Annotated in this window: 17 protein-coding genes and 1 pseudogene; 11 read left to right on the forward strand and 7 right to left on the reverse strand. The window is 69.5% G+C overall.

Features of this window, described 5'->3' with window-relative positions; genetic code table 11:
- Both VNR91_RS10625 and VNR91_RS10630 read right to left on the reverse strand, forming a co-directional pair.
- The coding region (locus VNR91_RS10625) for a M20/M25/M40 family metallo-hydrolase (RefSeq protein WP_325490741.1) at positions 1 to 742 on the reverse strand (742 nt) is incomplete at its 3' end.
- Positions 742 to 1,854 (reverse strand): S-(hydroxymethyl)glutathione dehydrogenase/class III alcohol dehydrogenase, encoded by a 1,113-nt coding sequence (locus tag VNR91_RS10630; RefSeq protein ID WP_325490742.1) that lies wholly within the window; start codon positions 1,852 to 1,854, stop codon positions 742 to 744. The genes VNR91_RS10625 and VNR91_RS10630, both read right to left, overlap by 1 nt.
- Before the next feature lie 87 nt (positions 1,855 to 1,941).
- On the opposite strand from VNR91_RS10630, the gene VNR91_RS10635 reads away from it, so the two are divergent.
- Both VNR91_RS10635 and kynU read left to right on the forward strand, forming a co-directional pair.
- Complete coding sequence (locus VNR91_RS10635) at positions 1,942 to 2,724, forward strand: tryptophan 2,3-dioxygenase (RefSeq protein WP_325490743.1); 783 nt, start codon at positions 1,942 to 1,944, stop codon at positions 2,722 to 2,724.
- Positions 2,725 to 2,735: 11 nt separating this feature from the next.
- On the forward strand, positions 2,736 to 3,956 hold the full coding sequence (gene kynU / locus VNR91_RS10640) for a kynureninase (protein WP_325490744.1): 1,221 nt from the start codon (positions 2,736 to 2,738) through the stop codon (positions 3,954 to 3,956).
- Here kynU and VNR91_RS10645 read toward each other — a convergent pair.
- The 4 genes from VNR91_RS10645 to VNR91_RS10660 all read right to left on the reverse strand — a co-directional run bounded on the left by VNR91_RS10645 (position 3,953) and on the right by VNR91_RS10660 (position 8,702).
- Complete coding sequence (locus VNR91_RS10645; protein WP_325490745.1) at positions 3,953 to 4,963, reverse strand: aldo/keto reductase; 1,011 nt, start codon at positions 4,961 to 4,963, stop codon at positions 3,953 to 3,955. The genes kynU and VNR91_RS10645 overlap by 4 nt on opposite strands.
- A 10-nt stretch (positions 4,964 to 4,973) precedes the next feature.
- The gene (locus VNR91_RS10650; protein ID WP_325490746.1) at positions 4,974 to 6,299 is read right to left on the reverse strand and encodes an Nramp family divalent metal transporter; all 1,326 of its coding nucleotides are present in this window, start codon (positions 6,297 to 6,299) and stop codon (positions 4,974 to 4,976) included.
- A gap of 61 nt (positions 6,300 to 6,360) precedes the next feature.
- A complete protein-coding gene (locus VNR91_RS10655) occupies positions 6,361 to 6,750 on the reverse strand; it encodes a lasso peptide biosynthesis B2 protein (protein ID WP_325490747.1) in 390 nt (129 codons plus the stop codon).
- Between the two features lie 56 nt (positions 6,751 to 6,806).
- The gene (locus tag VNR91_RS10660) at positions 6,807 to 8,702 is read right to left on the reverse strand and encodes an asparagine synthetase B family protein (protein ID WP_325490748.1); all 1,896 of its coding nucleotides are present in this window, start codon (positions 8,700 to 8,702) and stop codon (positions 6,807 to 6,809) included.
- 98 nt (positions 8,703 to 8,800) lie between these two features.
- Here VNR91_RS10660 and VNR91_RS10665 point away from each other — a divergent pair, with 98 nt between their 5' ends.
- Positions 8,801 to 10,501 carry an ABC transporter ATP-binding protein gene (locus VNR91_RS10665; protein WP_325490749.1) on the forward strand — a complete coding sequence of 567 codons (1,701 nt, stop codon included), beginning with the start codon at positions 8,801 to 8,803 and terminating at the stop codon, positions 10,499 to 10,501.
- 34 nt (positions 10,502 to 10,535) lie between these two features.
- Entirely contained in the window at positions 10,536 to 10,991 is a 456-nt protein-coding gene (locus VNR91_RS10670) for a MarR family winged helix-turn-helix transcriptional regulator (RefSeq protein WP_325490750.1), read from the forward strand.
- Positions 10,992 to 11,033: 42 nt separating this feature from the next.
- On the opposite strand, the gene VNR91_RS10675 is transcribed toward VNR91_RS10670, so the two are convergent.
- On the reverse strand, positions 11,034 to 11,714 hold the full coding sequence (locus VNR91_RS10675; RefSeq protein WP_325490751.1) for a GcrA family cell cycle regulator: 681 nt from the start codon (positions 11,712 to 11,714) through the stop codon (positions 11,034 to 11,036).
- A gap of 94 nt (positions 11,715 to 11,808) precedes the next feature.
- Here VNR91_RS10675 and VNR91_RS10680 point away from each other — a divergent pair, with 94 nt between their 5' ends.
- The 7 genes and pseudogenes from VNR91_RS10680 to VNR91_RS10710 form a co-directional block, all read left to right on the forward strand.
- Positions 11,809 to 12,621, forward strand: a complete 813-nt coding sequence (locus tag VNR91_RS10680) for an ABC transporter permease (RefSeq protein ID WP_325490752.1) — start codon at positions 11,809 to 11,811, stop codon at positions 12,619 to 12,621.
- Between the two features lie 94 nt (positions 12,622 to 12,715).
- Positions 12,716 to 13,912, forward strand: coding sequence for an aspartate aminotransferase family protein (locus VNR91_RS10685; RefSeq protein ID WP_325490753.1), 1,197 nt, complete (start codon positions 12,716 to 12,718; stop codon positions 13,910 to 13,912).
- A 129-nt stretch (positions 13,913 to 14,041) separates the two neighbouring features.
- Positions 14,042 to 14,983 (forward strand): ornithine carbamoyltransferase, encoded by a 942-nt coding sequence (argF, locus tag VNR91_RS10690; protein ID WP_325490754.1) that lies wholly within the window; start codon positions 14,042 to 14,044, stop codon positions 14,981 to 14,983.
- Positions 14,984 to 15,034: 51 nt separating this feature from the next.
- Positions 15,035 to 15,949 carry an Hsp33 family molecular chaperone HslO gene (locus VNR91_RS10695; protein ID WP_325490755.1) on the forward strand — a complete coding sequence of 305 codons (915 nt, stop codon included), beginning with the start codon at positions 15,035 to 15,037 and terminating at the stop codon, positions 15,947 to 15,949.
- A gap of 100 nt (positions 15,950 to 16,049) precedes the next feature.
- Positions 16,050 to 16,466, forward strand: a complete 417-nt coding sequence (locus VNR91_RS10700) for a hypothetical protein (protein WP_325490756.1) — start codon at positions 16,050 to 16,052, stop codon at positions 16,464 to 16,466.
- Between the two features lie 168 nt (positions 16,467 to 16,634).
- Positions 16,635 to 17,324: a 7-cyano-7-deazaguanine synthase QueC gene (queC, locus tag VNR91_RS10705; RefSeq protein WP_325490757.1), complete on the forward strand. Its 690-nt coding sequence runs from the start codon at positions 16,635 to 16,637 to the stop codon at positions 17,322 to 17,324.
- A pseudogene (locus VNR91_RS10710) lies at positions 17,321 to 17,390 on the forward strand (7-carboxy-7-deazaguanine synthase); the annotation flags it as partial. The gene queC and the pseudogene VNR91_RS10710, both read left to right, overlap by 4 nt.

Consider the following 17,390-nt stretch of genomic DNA (forward strand, 5'->3'; position numbering starts at 1 on the left):
CCGCTCCCGCCATCGCCGCCATCGGATTGACGATGCCGAACGCGCCATAGCTGTGCCCGCCCGGCCCCTTGAAGGTGACGCGGTAGCGTTTCGACCCCACCCCGCCGGTCGTGACATGCGACGCGCCGCCGCCGTCGACCGAGAAGAACGCGCCGATCCGGTCCTTCATCGGCCCCTTGGTGAACAGGTAGCGCACCCCGCGCAGATCGCCGCGCCCTTCCTCGCCGACGTTGGCGACGAACAGGATCGGCGCGCGCGTGGCGATCTTGCCCGCATCCATCGCACGGACGAAGGCGAGCAGCGCCGCCAGCCCGCGCGTGTCGTCCCCCACGCCGGGGGCGGCGAGGCGGGTGCCCTCGCGCTTGACCTTCACCGGCGTGCCTTCCGGAAACACCGTGTCGAGGTGCGCGGCGATCGCGACCAGCTTCGCCTTGGCATCGGTGCCCGGGCGCAGGCCCAGCACGTTGCCCTCGGCGTCGATCGTCACGTCCTTCAGCCCGGCGGCGCGGAATTTCTCCGCCATCGCGCGGGCCCGCACCTCTTCCTTGAACGGCGGCGCCGGGATTTCGGTCAGCTCGATGATCTCATCGACGAAGGCATCGTGACCGGCATCGAGGCCGGCGACCGCCGCCTTGAACCCGGCGCTGGCGCGGATGCGCGCGACGTCGGCATCGGGGGTCTGCGCCGCGACGGGCACGGCGGTGGCGGCGAGCAGCGCCGCGAGCAGGGCGAGCCGCGCCATCAGTAGACCACCACGCTGCGGATGCTCTCGCCCGCGTGCATCAGGTCGAAGCCCTTGTTGATCTCGTCCAGCGACAGGACGTGGGTGATCATCGGGTCGATCGCGATCTTGCCGTCCATGTACCAGTCGACGATCTTTGGTACATCGGTCCGCCCCTTGGCCCCGCCGAACGCGGTACCGCGCCAGTTGCGCCCGGTGACCAGCTGGAACGGGCGGGTGGCGATCTCCTTGCCCGCTTCCGCCACCCCGATGATGATGCTGGTGCCCCAGCCGCGATGGCACGCCTCCAGCGCGGTGCGCATCACCTCGGTATTGCCGGTCGCGTCGAAGGTGTAGTCGGCGCCGCCGTCGGTCAGTTCGACGATCTTCGCGATCGTGTCCTCACGCGACAGGCCCTTGGTGTTGAGGAAGTGGGTCATGCCGAACTGGCGGCCCCATTCCTCGCGGTCGGGGTTGATGTCGACGCCGACGATCATGCCCGCGCCGGCCAGTCGCGCACCCTGGATGACGTTGAGCCCGATGCCGCCCAGCCCGAACACGACCACGGTGTCGCCGACCTGCACCTTGGCGGTGTTGACCACCGCGCCGACGCCGGTGGTGACGCCGCAGCCGATGTAGCAGCTCGTCTTGAACGGCGCGTCCTCGCGGATCTTCGCCACCGCGATTTCCGGCAGCACGGTGAAGTTCGAGAAGGTCGAACAGCCCATGTAGTGGAAGATCGGCTGCCCCTTGTAGCTGAACCGGGTGGTGCCGTCGGGCATCAGTCCCTTGCCCTGCGTCGCGCGGATCGCGGTGCACAGGTTGGTCTTGCCGCTGAGGCACGATTTACACTGGCGGCATTCGGGGGTGTAGAGCGGAATGACGTGGTCGCCCGGTGCCACGCTGCTCACCCCCGCGCCGACCTCGCGCACGATGCCGGCGCCTTCATGGCCCAGCACCGACGGAAAGATCCCCTCGCTGTCCAGCCCGTCGAGCGTGTAGGCGTCGGTATGGCAAATGCCGGTCGCCATGATCTCGACCAGCACTTCGCCGGCTTTGGGCCCTTCCAGGTCAAGCTCGACGATCTCGAGCGGTTTCCTGGCTTCGAAGGCGACGGCGGCGCGGGTCTTCATGCGGGCACTCCGGTTGGGTTGATCCTACCCCGGTAGAAGATCGCACAGGCCTTCGACAAGCTTGGCGGGATCGGGTTAGGAAGCTGCATGACGAACGCCATCACCTACCGCAGCTACCTGCGCCTCCCCGAACTGCTCGACCTGCAATCGCCGCTGACCGACGCGCACGACGAACTGCTGTTCATCAGCATCCACCAGGCATCGGAAATCTGGCTGAAGCTCAGCCTGCATGAGCTGCGCGCCGCGCGCGACTGCGTCATCGCCGACAATCTGGCCCCGGCGTTCAAGATGATGAGCCGGGTCGCACGCATCCAGGCGCAGATGATCCAGTCGTGGGAGGTGCTCGCGACGATGACGCCGGCCGATTACACCGCGATGCGCGGCAAGCTGGGCACCTCCTCCGGCTTCCAGTCCGACCAGTACCGCGCGATCGAATTCCTGCTCGGCAACAAGAAGCCCGAGATGGTCGATGTCCACGCCGGGGAGCCGGCGGTCGCGGCGGCGCTGCGGGCGGAACTGGAGCGGCCCAGCCTGTACGACGAGACGATCCGGCTGCTGGCGCGGCGCGGGTTCGACGTGCCGACGGCGCGCGACTGGACTCAGCCCTATGCGGCGTCGCCGGCGGTCGAGGCGGCGTGGGCGGCGGTCTATGCCGATCCGGAACGCTATTGGGACTTGTACGAGCTGGCGGAAAAGCTGGTCGACCTGGAATATCACGTCCAGCTGTGGCGGTTCGGCCATCTCAAGACGGTCGAGCGGGTGATCGGGTTCAAGATGGGCACCGGCGGCACCGCGGGCGTCAGTTACCTCGCCAAGGTGCTCGAACAGGGATTCTTTCCCGAATTGCTCAGCGTCAGGACTGCGCTGTGAGAGAGGGAGCGGTGACCCGCGACGAGGCGCGGGCGATGGACGCGGTCGATCCGCTGCGCGGCGTCCGCGATCGTTTCACGTTGCCGGAGGGCGTGATCTATCTCGACGGCAATTCGCTCGGCGCGCTGCCAACGGCGACTCCGGCGCGGGTGGCGCAGACGGTCGAGCGCGAATGGGGGGAGGGGCTGATCCGCAGCTGGAACGACGCCGGCTGGATCGACGCGCCGGCGCGGGTCGCGGCGGGAATTGCGCCGCTGATCGGTGCCCGGGCGGATGAGGTGGTCGTCGCCGATTCAACCTCGATCAATCTGTACAAATTGCTGATGGCGGCGCTGGCGGCGCGGCCGGGGCGGCACGTGATCCTCACCGAGCCGGGCAATTTCCCGACCGACCTCTACATGGCGCAGGGCATCGCCGCCGGCGCCGACGTCGACGTGCGGGCGGTCCCGCGCGACCGCATCATTGAGGCGATCGATGACAGCGTCGCGGTGGTGATGCTGACCCACGTCCATTACCGGACGGCCGAGATGTTCGACATGGCCACGGTGACCGCGGCGGCGCATCGGGCGGGCGCGCTGATGCTGTGGGACTTGAGTCACAGCGCCGGCGCGGTGCCGGTCGATCTCGACGGGGCGGGGGCCGATCTCGCGGTCGGCTGCGGCTATAAGTATCTGAACGGCGGGCCGGGCGCGCCCGCGTTCCTCTATGTCGCCGAACGGCACCGGGCGCTGCTCACCTCGCCGCTGACCGGGTGGATGGGCCATGTCGCGCCGTTCACCTTTGGCGACGATTACGCTCCGTGCGCGACGATGCGGCGCTGGCTGTGCGGCACCCCGCCGATCCTGGGGCTGGCGGCGCTGGAGGCCGGGATCGCGACGTTCGACGGGGTCGATCGCGCCGCGTTGTTCGCCAAGGGGCAAGCGCTCGCCGACCTGTTCGTCGCCGAGGTCGAGGCGCGCTGCCCGAGCCTGACGCTCGCCAGTCCGCGCGACGCCGCGCGCCGTGGCAGCCATATCAGCTTTGCCCATGACGACGCCTTCCCGGTGATGGCGGCGCTGATCGATCGCGGCGTGATCGGCGATTTCCGCGCGCCCGATCTGCTGCGGTTCGGCTTCACCCCGCTCTACACCAGCTTCGATGACGTCTGGCGCGCCGCCGACATATTGGCGGACGTGCTCGACAGCGGCGCGTGGAACGACCCGCGCTACCGCGCGCGGGGCGCGGTGACCTAACCCAGTTCCTCGTCGGGGAAGGTTTCGGTGTCTACCTGCGCTTGCAATGGCGCCGGGTAGCGCGGCCCCCGGATCGCGTCGTTGTCAAAGATCGCGTCGACACGCGCCACCGTTTCCGCCGACAGGGTGACGCGGCACGCGGCGACGTCCTCCTCAAGATGGGCGATGCTGCGCGTCCCCGGCAGCGCGATGATGTGCGGCGCCTTTGCCAGCACCCAGGCCAGCGCCAGTTGCGCCGGTGTGCAGCCGATGTCGCCCGCGAGCGCATTGAACTGCCCGATCGCGATCAAATTGTGGCGCAGGTTGTCGCCGACGAAGCGCGGCAACATGCGGCGCAGATCCTGTGAGTCATAGTCGTCGTCGGTAATCGCCCCGGCCAGCAGCCCGCGACCGACAGGCGAAAAGGCGACGAAGGCGATGTCCAGTTCGGCGCAGGCGTCGAGCACCGCGATTTCCGGGTTGCGCACCATCGGCGAATATTCGGTCTGCACCGCCGCGATCGGATGCACGGCATGGGCGCGGCGGATCGTCGCGGCGGACATTTCGCTGAGGCCTATCGCGCCAATCTTGCCCGCCTCCTTTGCGCGGACGAGCGCGCCGACCGACTCCTCGACCGGCACCTGCTTATCGAGCCGGTGGAGATAGAGCAGGTCGATATGGTCGGTGCCCAACCGGCGCAGCGACCCTTCCACTGTGCGGGTGATCGATTCTGGCGTGCCGTCGAGCACGCGCTTGCCGTCGAGCGCGTCGAGCACGCATTTGCTGGCGAGGGTGAAAGCGTTGCGGTGCGCGCCCAGCGTCGCCCCGACCAGCTCCTCATTCTTGCCCATGCCGTAGAGCGCGGCGGTGTCGAACAGGGTGATGCCCAGGTCGAGCGCGCGGCGCAGCAGCTTCGCGCCGTCCTCCGGCGAGGGCGGCGTGCCATAGGCGTGGTTGAGGTTCATGCAGCCGAGTCCGATCGCGGACACGGTGAACGGGCCGACTGTGCGGGTGGGAAGGGTCGTCATGCGCGACGCCCTACAACAGTCCGATCAGCAAGGTAATGTTCAACCCGATCACCACCACACAAATCACCGAGGCCGCGACGAGCAGCCAGCCGCGATTGGCATGGTCGCCCATCGTCCGGCGGCTGCTGGTGAACTGGACCAGCGGCACCATCGCGAAGGGGAGCTGGAGCGACAGCACCACCTGGCTCAGCACCAGCAGCCGCGCGGTGCCGCTCTCCCCATACGTCGCGGCGACGATCGCGGCGGGCACGATGGCGATCAGCCGGGTCACCAGCCGCCGCAGCCACATCGGCAAGCGCAGGTTGAGGAACCCCTCCATCACGATCTGCCCGGCCAGCGTGCCGGTGACGGTGGAATTCTGCCCCGACGCGAGCAGCGCGATGGCGAACACCATGCTCGCCGCGCCGACCCCCAGCACCGGGGTGAGCAGGCGATAGGCGTCCTGGATCTCCGCCACGTCGGTGCGGCCGGTGCTGTGGAACGCGGCGGCGGCGAGGATCAGGATCGCGGCGTTGATGAACAGCGCCAGCACCAGCGCGACGCTCGAATCGATCGTCGCCATGCGCAGCGCCTCGCGCTTGCCGTCGGGCGTGGGGGCAAAGGCGCGGGTCTGCACGATCGAGGAATGGAGGTAGAGGTTATGCGGCATCACCGTCGCCCCCAGGATGCCGATCGCGATGAACAGCATCGCCGGATTGGTGACGATCTCGCTGCTCGGCACCAGCCCGCGCAGGATACCGCCGATGCTCGGCTGGGCATAGGCGAGCTCGATCGCGAAGCAGCCGGCGATGACGATCAGCAGGGCCACCACGAACGCCTCCAGCTTGCGGAAGCCGAAGCGTTGCAGCGCCAGCACCAGCATCACGTCGACGGCGGTGATGGCGATACCGGCCACCAGCGGCAGGCCGAACAGCAATTGCAGCGCGATCGCGGTGCCGATCACCTCGGCCAGGTCGCAGGCAACGATCGCCAGCTCGCACATCAGCCACAACGTCAGGTTGACGGGGCGAGGATAGTGCGCGCGACACGCCTGCGCCAGGTCCATGCCGCCGATGATGCCCAGCTTGGCCGACAGCGCCTGCAGAACCATCGCCATCAGGTTGGAAAGCAGGATGACAGACAGCAGGGTATAGCCGAACGCCGACCCCCCGGCGAGGCCGGTCGCCCAGTTGCCTGGGTCCATATAGCCGACCGCGACCAGGTAACCCGGCCCGGCGAACGCGCCCAGCTTGCGCCAGAACCCGCCCACCGCCGGGACGTGCACCGATCGGTGGACCTCGGAAAGACTGGGGGTGGGCGGCGGCGCTATCGTGTCGGCGGCCGGCGGTGGCGGCATTCGGGGTTCCCTGCTGGTCTTTGGCGGCTCTTATGCGGTGCGAGCCAACGATGCTCAACCGTCAGCCGCCGGGATCGGGAAACCGCGCCAGCAGGGTGAAGCGGTCGGCGCTCTCGCCGCCGACCACGTCGCGGTCGCCGGTGCGGACCCACACGTGCGCGATCAGCCCGCGTTCGGGGTCGCGGGCGACGCCATAGTGCATCGTCGCGGCGATGCCCCGGCGGCGCAGCATCCATTGTGCCGCCAGCCCCTGTTCGATGCACACCGCGCGGAACCGCGCGCGGCGCGCGGCGGCGCGGACCGCCCAGCCGACCCGCTCGACGATCGCCGCCGCATCGGCCGGGGCGGGCCGGGCCGGCGGGCGTGAGGCGCTGGCCGCGATCCGGCGGAACGGCGCCAGCCGCACCGCCAGCGACGCGACCGCCAGCGCGGCGCCCGCCTCGACCAGCATCCGCCGCTCATCGAGAGAGCGTGCGCGCCACCGCGTCCACAGGCCGGGCGCGCGGGTCAGGCGTTGCCCCCCTCGACCTTGCGGATGAAGCGGCCGGTGGCGATCGCGCGGCTGACCGCCGTGGTGTATTCCACCGACATGTCGCGCGCGGCGGCGTCCGCGCCGGGCCAGGCGTCGAGCGATCGTTGCAGCCGGTCGAGGTCGAGCCACCGGGCAGACCCCGCGCTTTCGCGCAGCCGCGCCACCTCCGCGCCCAGCGCCGGCACCGCCTGACCGAAACCATGCGCCCAGTCCGCCGCCTGCAACCCCTTGCGTCGTTCGTCGACCACCGCGTCGGGCAGGATGCCGCGCATCATCCGCCGGGCGACCGCGCGATGCACGCCGTTGTGGAGATACTGATCCTCGGGGATTTGCAGGCACAGCTCGAACAGCCGCCGGTCCATCGTCGGGTCGCGCGTGTCGATGCGGTACAGCCGGCGGGTGGCGGTAACGAAATCGCCACGGAAGCCGCTGCGCTTCAGTACCCCCAGCCGGTGCAGGCGGCTGTCGGCGCCGGCCAGGTTGCGCAGATCACCGGCATAAGCGTCCATCTCCGCCGCACGCCCGCTGCGGTGCAGGAAATCGGGGCTGACCGCGCAGAAATCGTCGAACGCGATCGCCGGCCGCCCGATCATCCGCCGCAGCCGCCGGGTCAGCCGGTCGGGCAGGGTGGCGTCGGCCAGCGCGCCCAGAAGGGTGCGCCAGCGCCACCGCTGATGGCGTCGTACCGCGAGCAGGGTCGCCAGCATCCGGTCGGGCCGGCCGGCGCGCAGGTGCATCGCCGGCAACTGGCCGCCGTCGTAGCTGAAGCTCATGTTGCCCATCTGGCCGGTCAGCAGCACGGTGACGTTGCGGTCGCGCGCCGCGCGCTCGATCGCGTCGGCCCACACCATGTTCGACAGGTTCATCAACGGGACGTCCTGCGCCTGGGTGCGATGATCGAGCACCTCGGCCAGCGGCGCGGCGTCGTTGGCGATGCGGACATGGTCGATGTTGGCGTGCATCGCCGCGACGGCGGCGGCGTGGCCCCATTCGTCGCCGAAGCGGCCGGGGGTCGCGGGGAAATCATGGTCCGGCGCGGCGGTGAACGCGGTCAGCCGGCGCCCCTGCGCGGCCAGCTGGCGCGCGGCGAGCGCGGTCACCGCGCTGCTGTCCAGCCCGCCGCTCAGATGGCTGCCGATCCGGTCGTCCCCGGCGATGCGGCATGTGATCGCCTGCTCCATGCACGCCAGCACCGCCTGCGGATAATTGGCGTCATTGCCGAGCCGCAGCGTCGGCAATGCCTCGGGCCGCCACCAGCGCGTCGACCGCGCGACACCGGCTTCCCACACCACCGCCGTGCCTCCGGTGACGCGGTCGATGCCGGTGAACAGCGTGCGCCCCGGCGCCATCGGCAGCAGCGCCAGCCATTCGAACACCCGCTCCTCGTCTAATTCGCGCGGCACGTCGCCGTCGGCCCACAGCCCCAGCGTCTCGCTGGCGAAGCGCAGGTCGCCGTTGGGATCGATCCAGTGGAACAGCGTGTGCGCCTCGCCCGGATCGGTGGCGAGCACCAGCCGCCGCGCGGCGCCGTCCCACACCGCACAGGCATAGTCGCCGATCAGCCGGTCGGCGAAGTCGACGCCCCAGCGCAGCCAGGCGGCGATGGCCAGATAGGCGGGCTCGGTGCGGACCGGGGCGTCCGCGCCCAGCGCGGCGATCACCTCCACCGCATTGTGCAACTGCCCGTCGAACAGCGCGGCGTGGCCACCCGGCGCGGTCGCCAGCGCGCTGTCGTCGGTCGCGCCCAGCCGCACGCCCGCCGCGCCCCATTGGCGGACGGTGCGCGCCGATCCGATCGCCAGCGCCCGCGCCATGCGATCGATCGGCAGCGGCGCGTTCGGATCGGTGGCGGTGCGGCCGCAGATGCTCATGCTCGTCCTGCCTCCTCCGCCGCGCGCGCCTTTCCAAGCGGCTTCGCGCCGCGCTGGCAAGTGTTTCGATTGCGCCGCTTTGGCTCTAAGCCACGATCATGCGGGGGCGAATACGCGAACTGGGGATGGCGACGGGCGTGTTCGCGCGCGCGTTCGCGGCCGAAGCCGGCGCGCGGCTGGCACCCGCGACCGCGCTGGTCGCGGCGGGCGCGCTGCTGGAAGGGCTGGGCATCGTGCTGCTGGTGCCGATCCTGGGCGTGGTGATCGCGCGCGACGGCGGGTGGATCGGCGACGCGCTGGCGGCGGCGGGCGTCACCGGCGCCGGCGCGCGGCTCGCGGTGCTGCTCGGCGGGTTCGTCGCGGTGATGCTGGTGCGCGCGGTGGTGCTGTACCGGCGTGACGTGCTGCTCGCCGATCTTCAGGCCGGGTTCGTCGAGGCGCTGCGCAACCGCGTGATGGAGGCGCTGGGCCGCGCACGATGGGAACGGGTGGCGACGCTCCGTCACGCCCGTGTCGCCAACATGATGAGCGCCGAAATGGCGCGGATTGCCGCCAGCGCCCATTATCTGATCCAGGGCGGGGTCGCGCTGGCGATGCTGGCGATCCAGGGCGCGCTCGCCTTTGCACTGGCGCCGTGGATCGCGCTAGGCGCGCTGGCGCTGCTGCTGGTCGGCGGCGCGGTGGTGCTGGCGGCGGGGGCGCGGCTGCGCGATCTGGGCGGCGATCTGATGCGATCCAGCCAGGCGCTGATGCACAGCGCCACCAGCTTTCTGGGCGGGCTGAAGGCGGCGACGGCGGAGAATGCGCAGGCGCGCTTCGTCGCCGAATTCGCCGCGGTACAGGCGGAATTGCGCGGCCATGGCCTCGCCTTTGCCACGCGGCAGGCGCGCGGGCGGCTGGCCTTCGGACTTGGTTCGGCGCTGGCCGGTGCGGCAGTGGTGCTGGCGGGGGTGGCGAGCGGCGTCGCGCCCGGCGTCATCATCACGTTGATCGTGGTGTTCGCGCGGATGAGCGGCCCGGCGATGATGGTGCAGGCGGCGGCGCAGAACCTGTTCTTTGGCCTGCCCAGTTTCGATGCGGCACGCGCGCTGGAAGCAGAACTGGCCGACGATGCCGCACCGCCGGTCACCCCGCGTCCGCCGCCGCCGGGGCCGATCGAGCTGGCCGGCGCGCGGCACCTCCACCCCGGCGGCGGTGGGCTGCTCGATGCCAGCGTGACGATCGCCCCCGGCGCCTTCGTCGGGATCACCGGGCCGTCGGGATCGGGCAAGACCAGTCTGGTTGATCTGCTCGCCGGGTTGCTCGCGCCGCAGGCGGGCACCGTCGGCGTCGGCGGCGTGGTGCTGGACGAGGCGACGCGCGCCGGGTGGCGGGCCAGCGTCGGCTATGTCGCGCAGGACGGATTCCTGTTCCACGACAGCGTGCGGCGCAACCTGACCTGGGCGAGCGACGGCGACGAATCGCTGCTGGCCGACGCGCTGGCGGTGACCGGCGGTGATCGCGTCGTCGCGGGGCTGGAGGAGGGGCTGGAGACGGTCGTCGGCGAACGCGGCGCCCGGCTGTCGGGCGGGGAGCGCCAGCGGCTGGCGATCGCCCGCGCACTGCTGCGCCGCCCACGCCTGCTCGTGCTCGATGAGGCGACTGCCGCGATCGATATCGCCGGGGAAGATGCGCTGCTGGCCGGCCTCGCCGCGCTCGATCCGCGCCCGACCATCCTCCTCGTCGCGCACCGCCCGGAAAGTCTGCGGCGGTGCGAGCGGGTTTTCCGTCTCGACCAGGGTCGACTCGTCGCGGATTAAAAACGACTCATCCCTTGTGCAAGGGCGCGGCGGCGTGGCAGATTGCACCGCGATGGCCTATGCACCCGACGATCCCGAACTCGAATTCATCCGCGAATGCGTGCTGCTCGGCCGCCGCTGGCGGGCCAAGCTCGATGAGCGGCTGAAGCCCAGCGGCATCACGCTTGCGCGATCGACCGTGCTGTACTGGCTGGAGCATATCCCCGGCATCATCACGCAGCGCGAACTCGCCGACCTGGTCGGGATCGAAGGGCCGACGCTGGTTCGCCAGCTCCACGCGCTGGAGGCGCAGGGGCTGATCGAGCGCGTGCCGATCCCGCACGACCGCCGGGCGAAGGGCATCCGCCTGACCGAACGCGCCGCGCCGCTGCTCGAAGCGGTGCGCGAGACCAATCGCGCGACGGCGGAGGAGTTCCTGTCGCGGCTCGACAAGCGCCGGCTGGCGAGCGCCACCAAGCTGCTCAGCGACGCGCGCGCCGGCATGGAATGACGGCGCGGCCGGGCACCGTCAGCGCCCGGCCTGGTTCAGACCCTAGCGGACGCGCGGGCCGCCATAGGGCAGCGGCGGCGGCGGGCGGCGGTCGCGACGCGGCAGCTGCGCCTGATAGGCGTGGCCGCAATGCGCGACGCAATAGGGGAAGCCGGGGTTCACCTTGTCCCCGCAGAAGTGGAAATCGGGCTCGCCCGGATGACCCAGCGGCCATTTGCAGATGCGATCGTTGAGGTCGAGCAGGCTGGTCTTGCCCGCGATCGCCTCGCTCGGCTTGGCCGGGATCAGGCGGCGCGGCGGGGCCGGGGTGCTCGGCGCGCTCTGCTCACCGGGATTCTGGCGCAGGAAGCCGCCGGGACCGACCGAACGCAGCACCGGCTGATCGGCGGCGGGCCGGGGTTGCTCGACCGGCGCGGCGGCGGCTGCTGCTGCCGGTGTCGGGACGGGTGTGGGGGCCGGCGCCGGGGCGCGCGGCGCCGGTTCGGCGGGGGGTGGCGGTGGCGCAGCCTGGACTCGCGCGGCGGCCGGCGCGGGCGAGGCCGCCGCCGCGTCCGGATCGTTCGGCTTCACCGGGGACGGGCGCGGTTGCAGGCCCAGGCGGTGCGCCTTGCCGATCACGGCGTTGCGGCTGACTCCGCCCAGCGCCTCGGCGATCTGGCTGGCGGTCTGCCCGCCCTGCCACATCGTCCGCAACGTATCGATCCGCTCTTCGGTCCAGCTCATATCCGTCCTTCTTTGCCCACCGGGTTGCAGGGCGCGCCGTCAACGCATAGGTGACGACACGATGGCCGAACAGCCCACACCCGTGCAGAATCCCATGATCCCCACCCCTGGCGTGCCGGTGATACGAAACGTCAACTGGGGCGGTTTGCGTACGCTCTATATCAAGGAGGTGCGCCGTTTCTTCAAGGTCCAGCTCCAGACGATCTGGGCGCCGGCGGTGACCAACCTGCTTTACCTGGCGGTTTTCACCGTCGCGGTGGGCGCGCGCAGCCCGGTCCACGTCGGTGGAGTCGAGGTGGCGTTCGCCGATTTCCTCGCCCCCGGCCTGATCGTGATGGGGATGCTGACCAACGCCTTCGCCAATTCCAGCTTCTCGCTGCTGGTCGGCAAGATCCAGGGGACGATCGTCGATTATCTGATGCCGCCGCTGTCGACCGCCGAACTGCTGGCGGCGCTGGTCGGCGGCGCGGTGACCCGCGCGTTCTGCGTCGGTGGCGCGGTGTGGCTGGCGATGCTGCTGTGGCCGGGCGTCCATGTCGTGCCCGCGCATCCGCTGGCGGTGCTGTGGTTCGGGTTGCTCGGCGCGCTGTTTCTGTCATTCCTGGGCGTGCTCACCTCGATCTGGGCGGAGAAATTCGATCATGCCGCCGCGGTGACTAATTTCGTGGTCGGGCCGCTGACGTTGCTGTCGGGCACCTTCTATTCGGTCGACCGGCTGGCGCCGCTGTTCCAGACGATCAGCCACCTCAACCCGTTCTTCTACATCATCTCGGGCTTTCGCTACGGCTTCCTCGGCCTGTCCGATTCGCCGCTGTGGGTGGGCAGCATCGGCATCCTCGCGCTCGACGCGGCGATGGGGCTGCTGTGCTACTGGCTGCTGCGCCGGGGCTGGAAACTGAAGAACTGATCGCGCGGTGTTGACCCCCCCGGCCCCCTCTCGATAGAAGCATGTTCCGGGCGGCCCGCTGGGGTCGCCCTTTGCTTTTTGAAGGAGACCGTCGGTGGCCATCACTCCGCTCATGCCCGTCTATCCCCGGTGTGGGGTCCGGCCGGTGCGAGGCGAGGGGGTCTACCTCTACGGGGAGCGCGGCGAGCAGTATCTCGATTTCGCCGCCGGCATCGCGGTCAACGCGCTCGGCCACGGCCATCCGCACCTGACCAAGGCGATCCAGGAGCAGGCGGCGACGCTGATGCACGTCTCCAACCTCTACGGCAGCCCGCAGGGGGAGGCGCTGGCGCAGCGCATCGTCGACAACAGCTTTGCCGACACGGTGTTCTTCACCAATTCGGGTGTCGAGGCGATCGAGTGCGCGATCAAGACCGCGCGCCGTTATCACTACGCCAACGGCAATCCCCAGCGGCACAAGCTGATCACCTTCAAGAACGCCTTCCACGGGCGTTCGCTGGGCGCGATCAGCGCGACCGACCAGGCCAAGATGCGCGACGGCTTCGAGCCGCTGCTGCCCGGCTTTGCCTACGCCCGGTTCAACGACCTCGAGGGCGCGCTGGCGCTGATCGACGACGAGACCGCCGGCTTCCTGGTCGAGACGGTGCAGGGTGAGGGCGGCATGACCGCCGGCACGCCCGAATTCATCCAGGGGCTGCGCAAGGCGTGCGACGAGCACGGCCTGCTGCTGGTGCTCGACGAGATCCAGTGCGGCTACGGCCGGACGGGCAAGATGTGGGCATATGAGCATTACGGCATCACCCCCGACATACTGACCGCGGCCAAGGGCATCGGCGGCGGCTTCCCGCTCGGCGCGTGCCTGGCGACCGAGGAAGCGGCCAAGGGCATGGTGATCGGTACCCACGGATCGACCTATGGCGGCAATCCGCTGGCGATGGCGGCGGGGCAGGCGATCCTCGACGTGATGCTGGAGCCGGGCTTCCTCGACCATGTCACGGCGATGGGCGACCGGCTGCGGCAGGCGTTCGAGCAGATGATCCCCAACCACGACCATCTGTTCGAGGAGATCCGCGGCAAGGGGCTGATGCTCGGCATCAAGATGAAGGAGCCGGCGGTCAGCCGCGAGTTCGTCGCCCATCTGCGCGACAACCACGGGCTGTTGACGGTCGCGGCGGGCGAGAATGTGTTCCGCGTGCTGCCGCCGCTGGTGATCGACGAAAGCCACATCGCCGAATGCGTCGAGCGGTTGAGCGCCGGGGCGCGGACGTTCGTGCCGGCCAGTGATGATTAATTCCCTCTCCCGGCGGGAGAGGGAAGGAGCTCGCTCGCCGAAGGCGAGTGGGAAGGGTGAGGGCGACCGACTCACCCTCACCCTTCCGCTGCTGCGCGGCTCCCTCCCTCTCGCGATGGGAGAGGGAGCATGACCCGCCACTTCCTCGACCTGTCCTCCGCCGGCGCCGATGGCGTCGCCGCGATCCTTGCCGACGCGCTCGATCGCAAGGCGGCGCGCACCGACCTGCCCAAGGGACAACCCGACGCCGATGCCCCGCTGGCCGGGCGCGTGCTGGCGATGGTGTTCGAGAAATCCTCCACCCGCACGCGGGTCAGCTTCGATATGGCGATGCGCCAGCTTGGTGGATCGGCGCTGGTGCTCGACGCCGGCACGTCGCAGCTCGGTCGCGGTGAGACGGTAGCGGACACCGCGCGCGTGCTTTCGGGCTTTTGCGACGCGATCATGGTGCGCACCGACGATCACGCCAAGCTGGAGGAAATGGCGGCCTTTGCCACCGTTCCCGTCATCAACGGCCTGACCGACGTTTCGCATCCCTGCCAGATCGTCGCCGACCTCCAAACGGTGATCGAAAGCGGCAAGGCGCTGCCCGGGCTCAAGATGGCGTGGCTGGGCGACGGCAACAACGTGCTTCATTCGATCGTCGAGGCGGCGGGCCTGTTCAAATTCTCCGTCGCCGCCGGGGTGCCCGCCGGCTATGATCCCGAGGAGCGGTGGATCGAACGGTCCAATGCGCTGCTGGCGGGCAGCAACGCCCGCGTCACCGTCGAGCGCGATCCGCTGCGCGCGGTCGATGGCGCCGACGTCGTCGTCACCGATACCTGGATTTCGATGGGGCAGGCCCATGCCGAGGCGAAGCTGGCGGCGATGATGCCCTATCAGGTGACCGAGGCGCTGATGGCAGCGGCGAAGCCCGACGCGATCTTCCTCCACTGCCTGCCAGCACATCGCGAGGAGGAGGTGGTGACGGCGGTGATCGACGGCCCGCAGTCGCACATCTGGAACGAGGCGGAGAACCGGCTCCACGCGCAGAAGGCGATCCTTCGCTGGTGCTTCGGCCAGATCGGCTGACCGAACCGCGCTGACATTGTTCCGGTGGCGGCGGCACCCTACGTGTCGGCGATGACGAATACTGCGCCTACCTCCGACATCGATCGCGTGATCGGCTTCACCATTCCCCAGCGCCACGCGCGCGGGCGGATCGCCCGGCTGGGACCGGTGCTCGATACCGTGCTGGCCGCCCATGCCTATCCGCCGCCGATCGAACAGTTGCTGGCGGAGGCGCTGACGCTCGCCGCGCTGCTGGGCAGCCTGCTCAAGGATGCCCAGGGCCAGCTCACCCTGCAGGCGCAGACCAAGGGCGGGATCGTCAGCCTGCTGGTGTGCGATTATCAGGGCGGCGCGCTGCGCGGCTACGTCCAGTTCGATGCCGACCGGCTGGATGAGGTCGCCGACGCGCCGTCGCTGTTCGCGTTGTTCGGCACCGGCCATCTCGCAATCACCTTTGATCAGGCGACCAGCGGTGAGCGCTATCAGGGGATCGTGCCGCTCGACGGCGATTCGCTCGCGGATGCGGCGGAGAACTACTTCCTCCAGTCCGAACAGATCCCCAGCCTCATCCGCCTGGGTGCGCGGCGGGGGCCGGATGGGCATTGCATCGCCGGTGGCCTGTTCCTCCAGCACCTGCCCGATGGCGAGGAGGGGCGCGAGCGGCTCCACGTCCGCGACGACCATCCCGAATGGGAGCATGTCGCGGTGCTGGGCGGGACGATGGGTGTCGATGAGCTGGCCGATCCCGCGCTCCCGCTCGAGACGCTGGTCTGGCGCCTGTTCAACGAAGAGGAGGAGGTGCGACTGCTGAAGGGCGCCGACCTTCACAAGGGCTGTCGCTGCGATGCTGGCTATATAGCCCAGGTACTGGCCAAGTTCCCCGCGGAAGAGCGCGCCGAGATGGCCGACGAACACGGCATCATCAGCGTCGATTGCGCGTTCTGCTCGACCTGCTTCCCCGTTTCGGTCGCGGATATCACATCGTGATGGCCATGGTCGCGCCACAGTCGCACGCGATAGGCTCTGCAAGATCGGAACGGAATCGATCCGATCGAACGGATCGCGCGTTCGCGTGGAGGTTTGGACGATGAAACTGCGTGGTCTGGCGCGTGTCATGGCGGCAGCCGGGCTGACCGGCTGGGCGGTCGCGGCCCTGGCCTCCCCGGCGCAAGCCCCTGGCTTTGCCGCGTTGAAGAGCCTGGAAAAGGGGCGGTGGCAACTGCGGGAAGCCGGCGCGGACGGCCGTTCGGTCTGCCTGGGCGATCCGGCGACGTTGTTCCAGCAACGTCATCGCGGCGTGCAGTGCAGCCGGTTGACGCTGGAGAATACGCCGACCACTGCCACCGTCAGCTATAGCTGTCCCGGCACCGGCCACGGGCGCACGATGATTACGGTGGAAACGCCGCGGCTGATCCGCATCGAAAGCCAGGGCATGGAAGGTGGCGCGCCCTTCTCGCTGGAGCTGGAGGGGCGGCATGTCGGCGCGTGCGTGGCGGGGAAATGACCCGTTCAGCTGTTGTTTACCTCAGGCACGCTATACGCGAGGAGTGTCGTTCAGCGGCACGCTCTCTCCCTAGTTGACTAAAGAAACTCCCGGGGCCGCTTCGCAGCGGCCCTTTTGTTGTGCGGGGATGTTGCCGCGCGGTGCGGCACGCCGTAGCGAGGACGACATATGACCGGTTCTCAATCATTTGCCGTCGCGCTGATCTCGGGCGGGCTCGATTCCATGGTTTCCGCCGCCCGCGCGGTAGAGGATGGGCACAGGCTGCTGGCGCTGTCGATCGACTATAACCAGCGCCACCAGGTCGAACTGGCGGCCGCGCGGCGGATCGCGGGGCTGCTGGGTGCCGAGCGCCATGTCGTGCTGCCGATGGATCTCAGCGCATTCGGCGGATCGGCGCTGACCGCCGACATCGCCGTGCCAAAGGCGGGGTTGGGGACGGGCATCCCCGTCACCTACGTCCCAGCGCGCAACACCATTTTCCTCAGCCTCGCGCTCGGCTGGGCGGAAGCGGCGGGGGCGCGTGACATCTATGTCGGGGTCAACGCGCTCGATTACTCGGGCTATCCCGATTGCCGCCCCGAATTCATCGCCGAGTTCGAGAAGCTCGCCGAGATCGCGACCAAGGCCGGGGTGGAGGGCGCGCCGTTCCGCATTCGCGCGCCGTTGCAGGACATGACCAAGGCCGACATCGTCCGCGAGGCGGCGCGGCTGGGCCTGAACGCGGGGGTGAGCTGGTCGTGCTATGATCCCGCGCCCGGCGGCGTGCATTGCGGCCTGTGCGACAGTTGCCGATTGCGCGCGAAGGGCTTTGCCGAGGCGGGATTGCCCGATCCGACGGTCTACGCGCCCACGCCATGAGCTATGCGGTCAAGGAGCTGTTCCTGACCCTCCAGGGCGAGGGCGTCAACGCCGGGCGCCGCGCGG

Source organism: Sphingomonas sp. (assembly GCF_035555815.1).
Lineage (GTDB): Bacteria > Pseudomonadota > Alphaproteobacteria > Sphingomonadales > Sphingomonadaceae > Sphingomonas.

Bases quoted from the DNA above. Each gene is read 5' to 3' on its own strand.
- VNR91_RS10630 (WP_325490742.1), bottom strand. From the start codon at position 1,854: ATGAAGACCCGCGCCGCCGTCGCCTTCGAAGCCAGGAAACCGCTCGAG.
- VNR91_RS10635 (WP_325490743.1), top strand. From the start codon at position 1,942: ATGACGAACGCCATCACCTACCGCAGCTACCTGCGCCTCCCCGAACTG.
- VNR91_RS10645 (WP_325490745.1), bottom strand. From the start codon at position 4,963: ATGACGACCCTTCCCACCCGCACAGTCGGCCCGTTCACCGTGTCCGCG.
- VNR91_RS10650 (WP_325490746.1), bottom strand. From the start codon at position 6,299: ATGCCGCCACCGCCGGCCGCCGACACGATAGCGCCGCCGCCCACCCCC.
- VNR91_RS10655 (WP_325490747.1), bottom strand. From the start codon at position 6,750: ATGCTGGTCGAGGCGGGCGCCGCGCTGGCGGTCGCGTCGCTGGCGGTG.
- VNR91_RS10660 (WP_325490748.1), bottom strand. From the start codon at position 8,702: ATGAGCATCTGCGGCCGCACCGCCACCGATCCGAACGCGCCGCTGCCG.
- VNR91_RS10665 (WP_325490749.1), top strand. From the start codon at position 8,801: ATGCGGGGGCGAATACGCGAACTGGGGATGGCGACGGGCGTGTTCGCG.
- VNR91_RS10675 (WP_325490751.1), bottom strand. From the start codon at position 11,714: ATGAGCTGGACCGAAGAGCGGATCGATACGTTGCGGACGATGTGGCAG.
- VNR91_RS10680 (WP_325490752.1), top strand. From the start codon at position 11,809: ATGATCCCCACCCCTGGCGTGCCGGTGATACGAAACGTCAACTGGGGC.
- argF (WP_325490754.1), top strand. From the start codon at position 14,042: ATGACCCGCCACTTCCTCGACCTGTCCTCCGCCGGCGCCGATGGCGTC.
- VNR91_RS10695 (WP_325490755.1), top strand. From the start codon at position 15,035: ATGACGAATACTGCGCCTACCTCCGACATCGATCGCGTGATCGGCTTC.
- VNR91_RS10700 (WP_325490756.1), top strand. From the start codon at position 16,050: ATGAAACTGCGTGGTCTGGCGCGTGTCATGGCGGCAGCCGGGCTGACC.
- queC (WP_325490757.1), top strand. From the start codon at position 16,635: ATGACCGGTTCTCAATCATTTGCCGTCGCGCTGATCTCGGGCGGGCTC.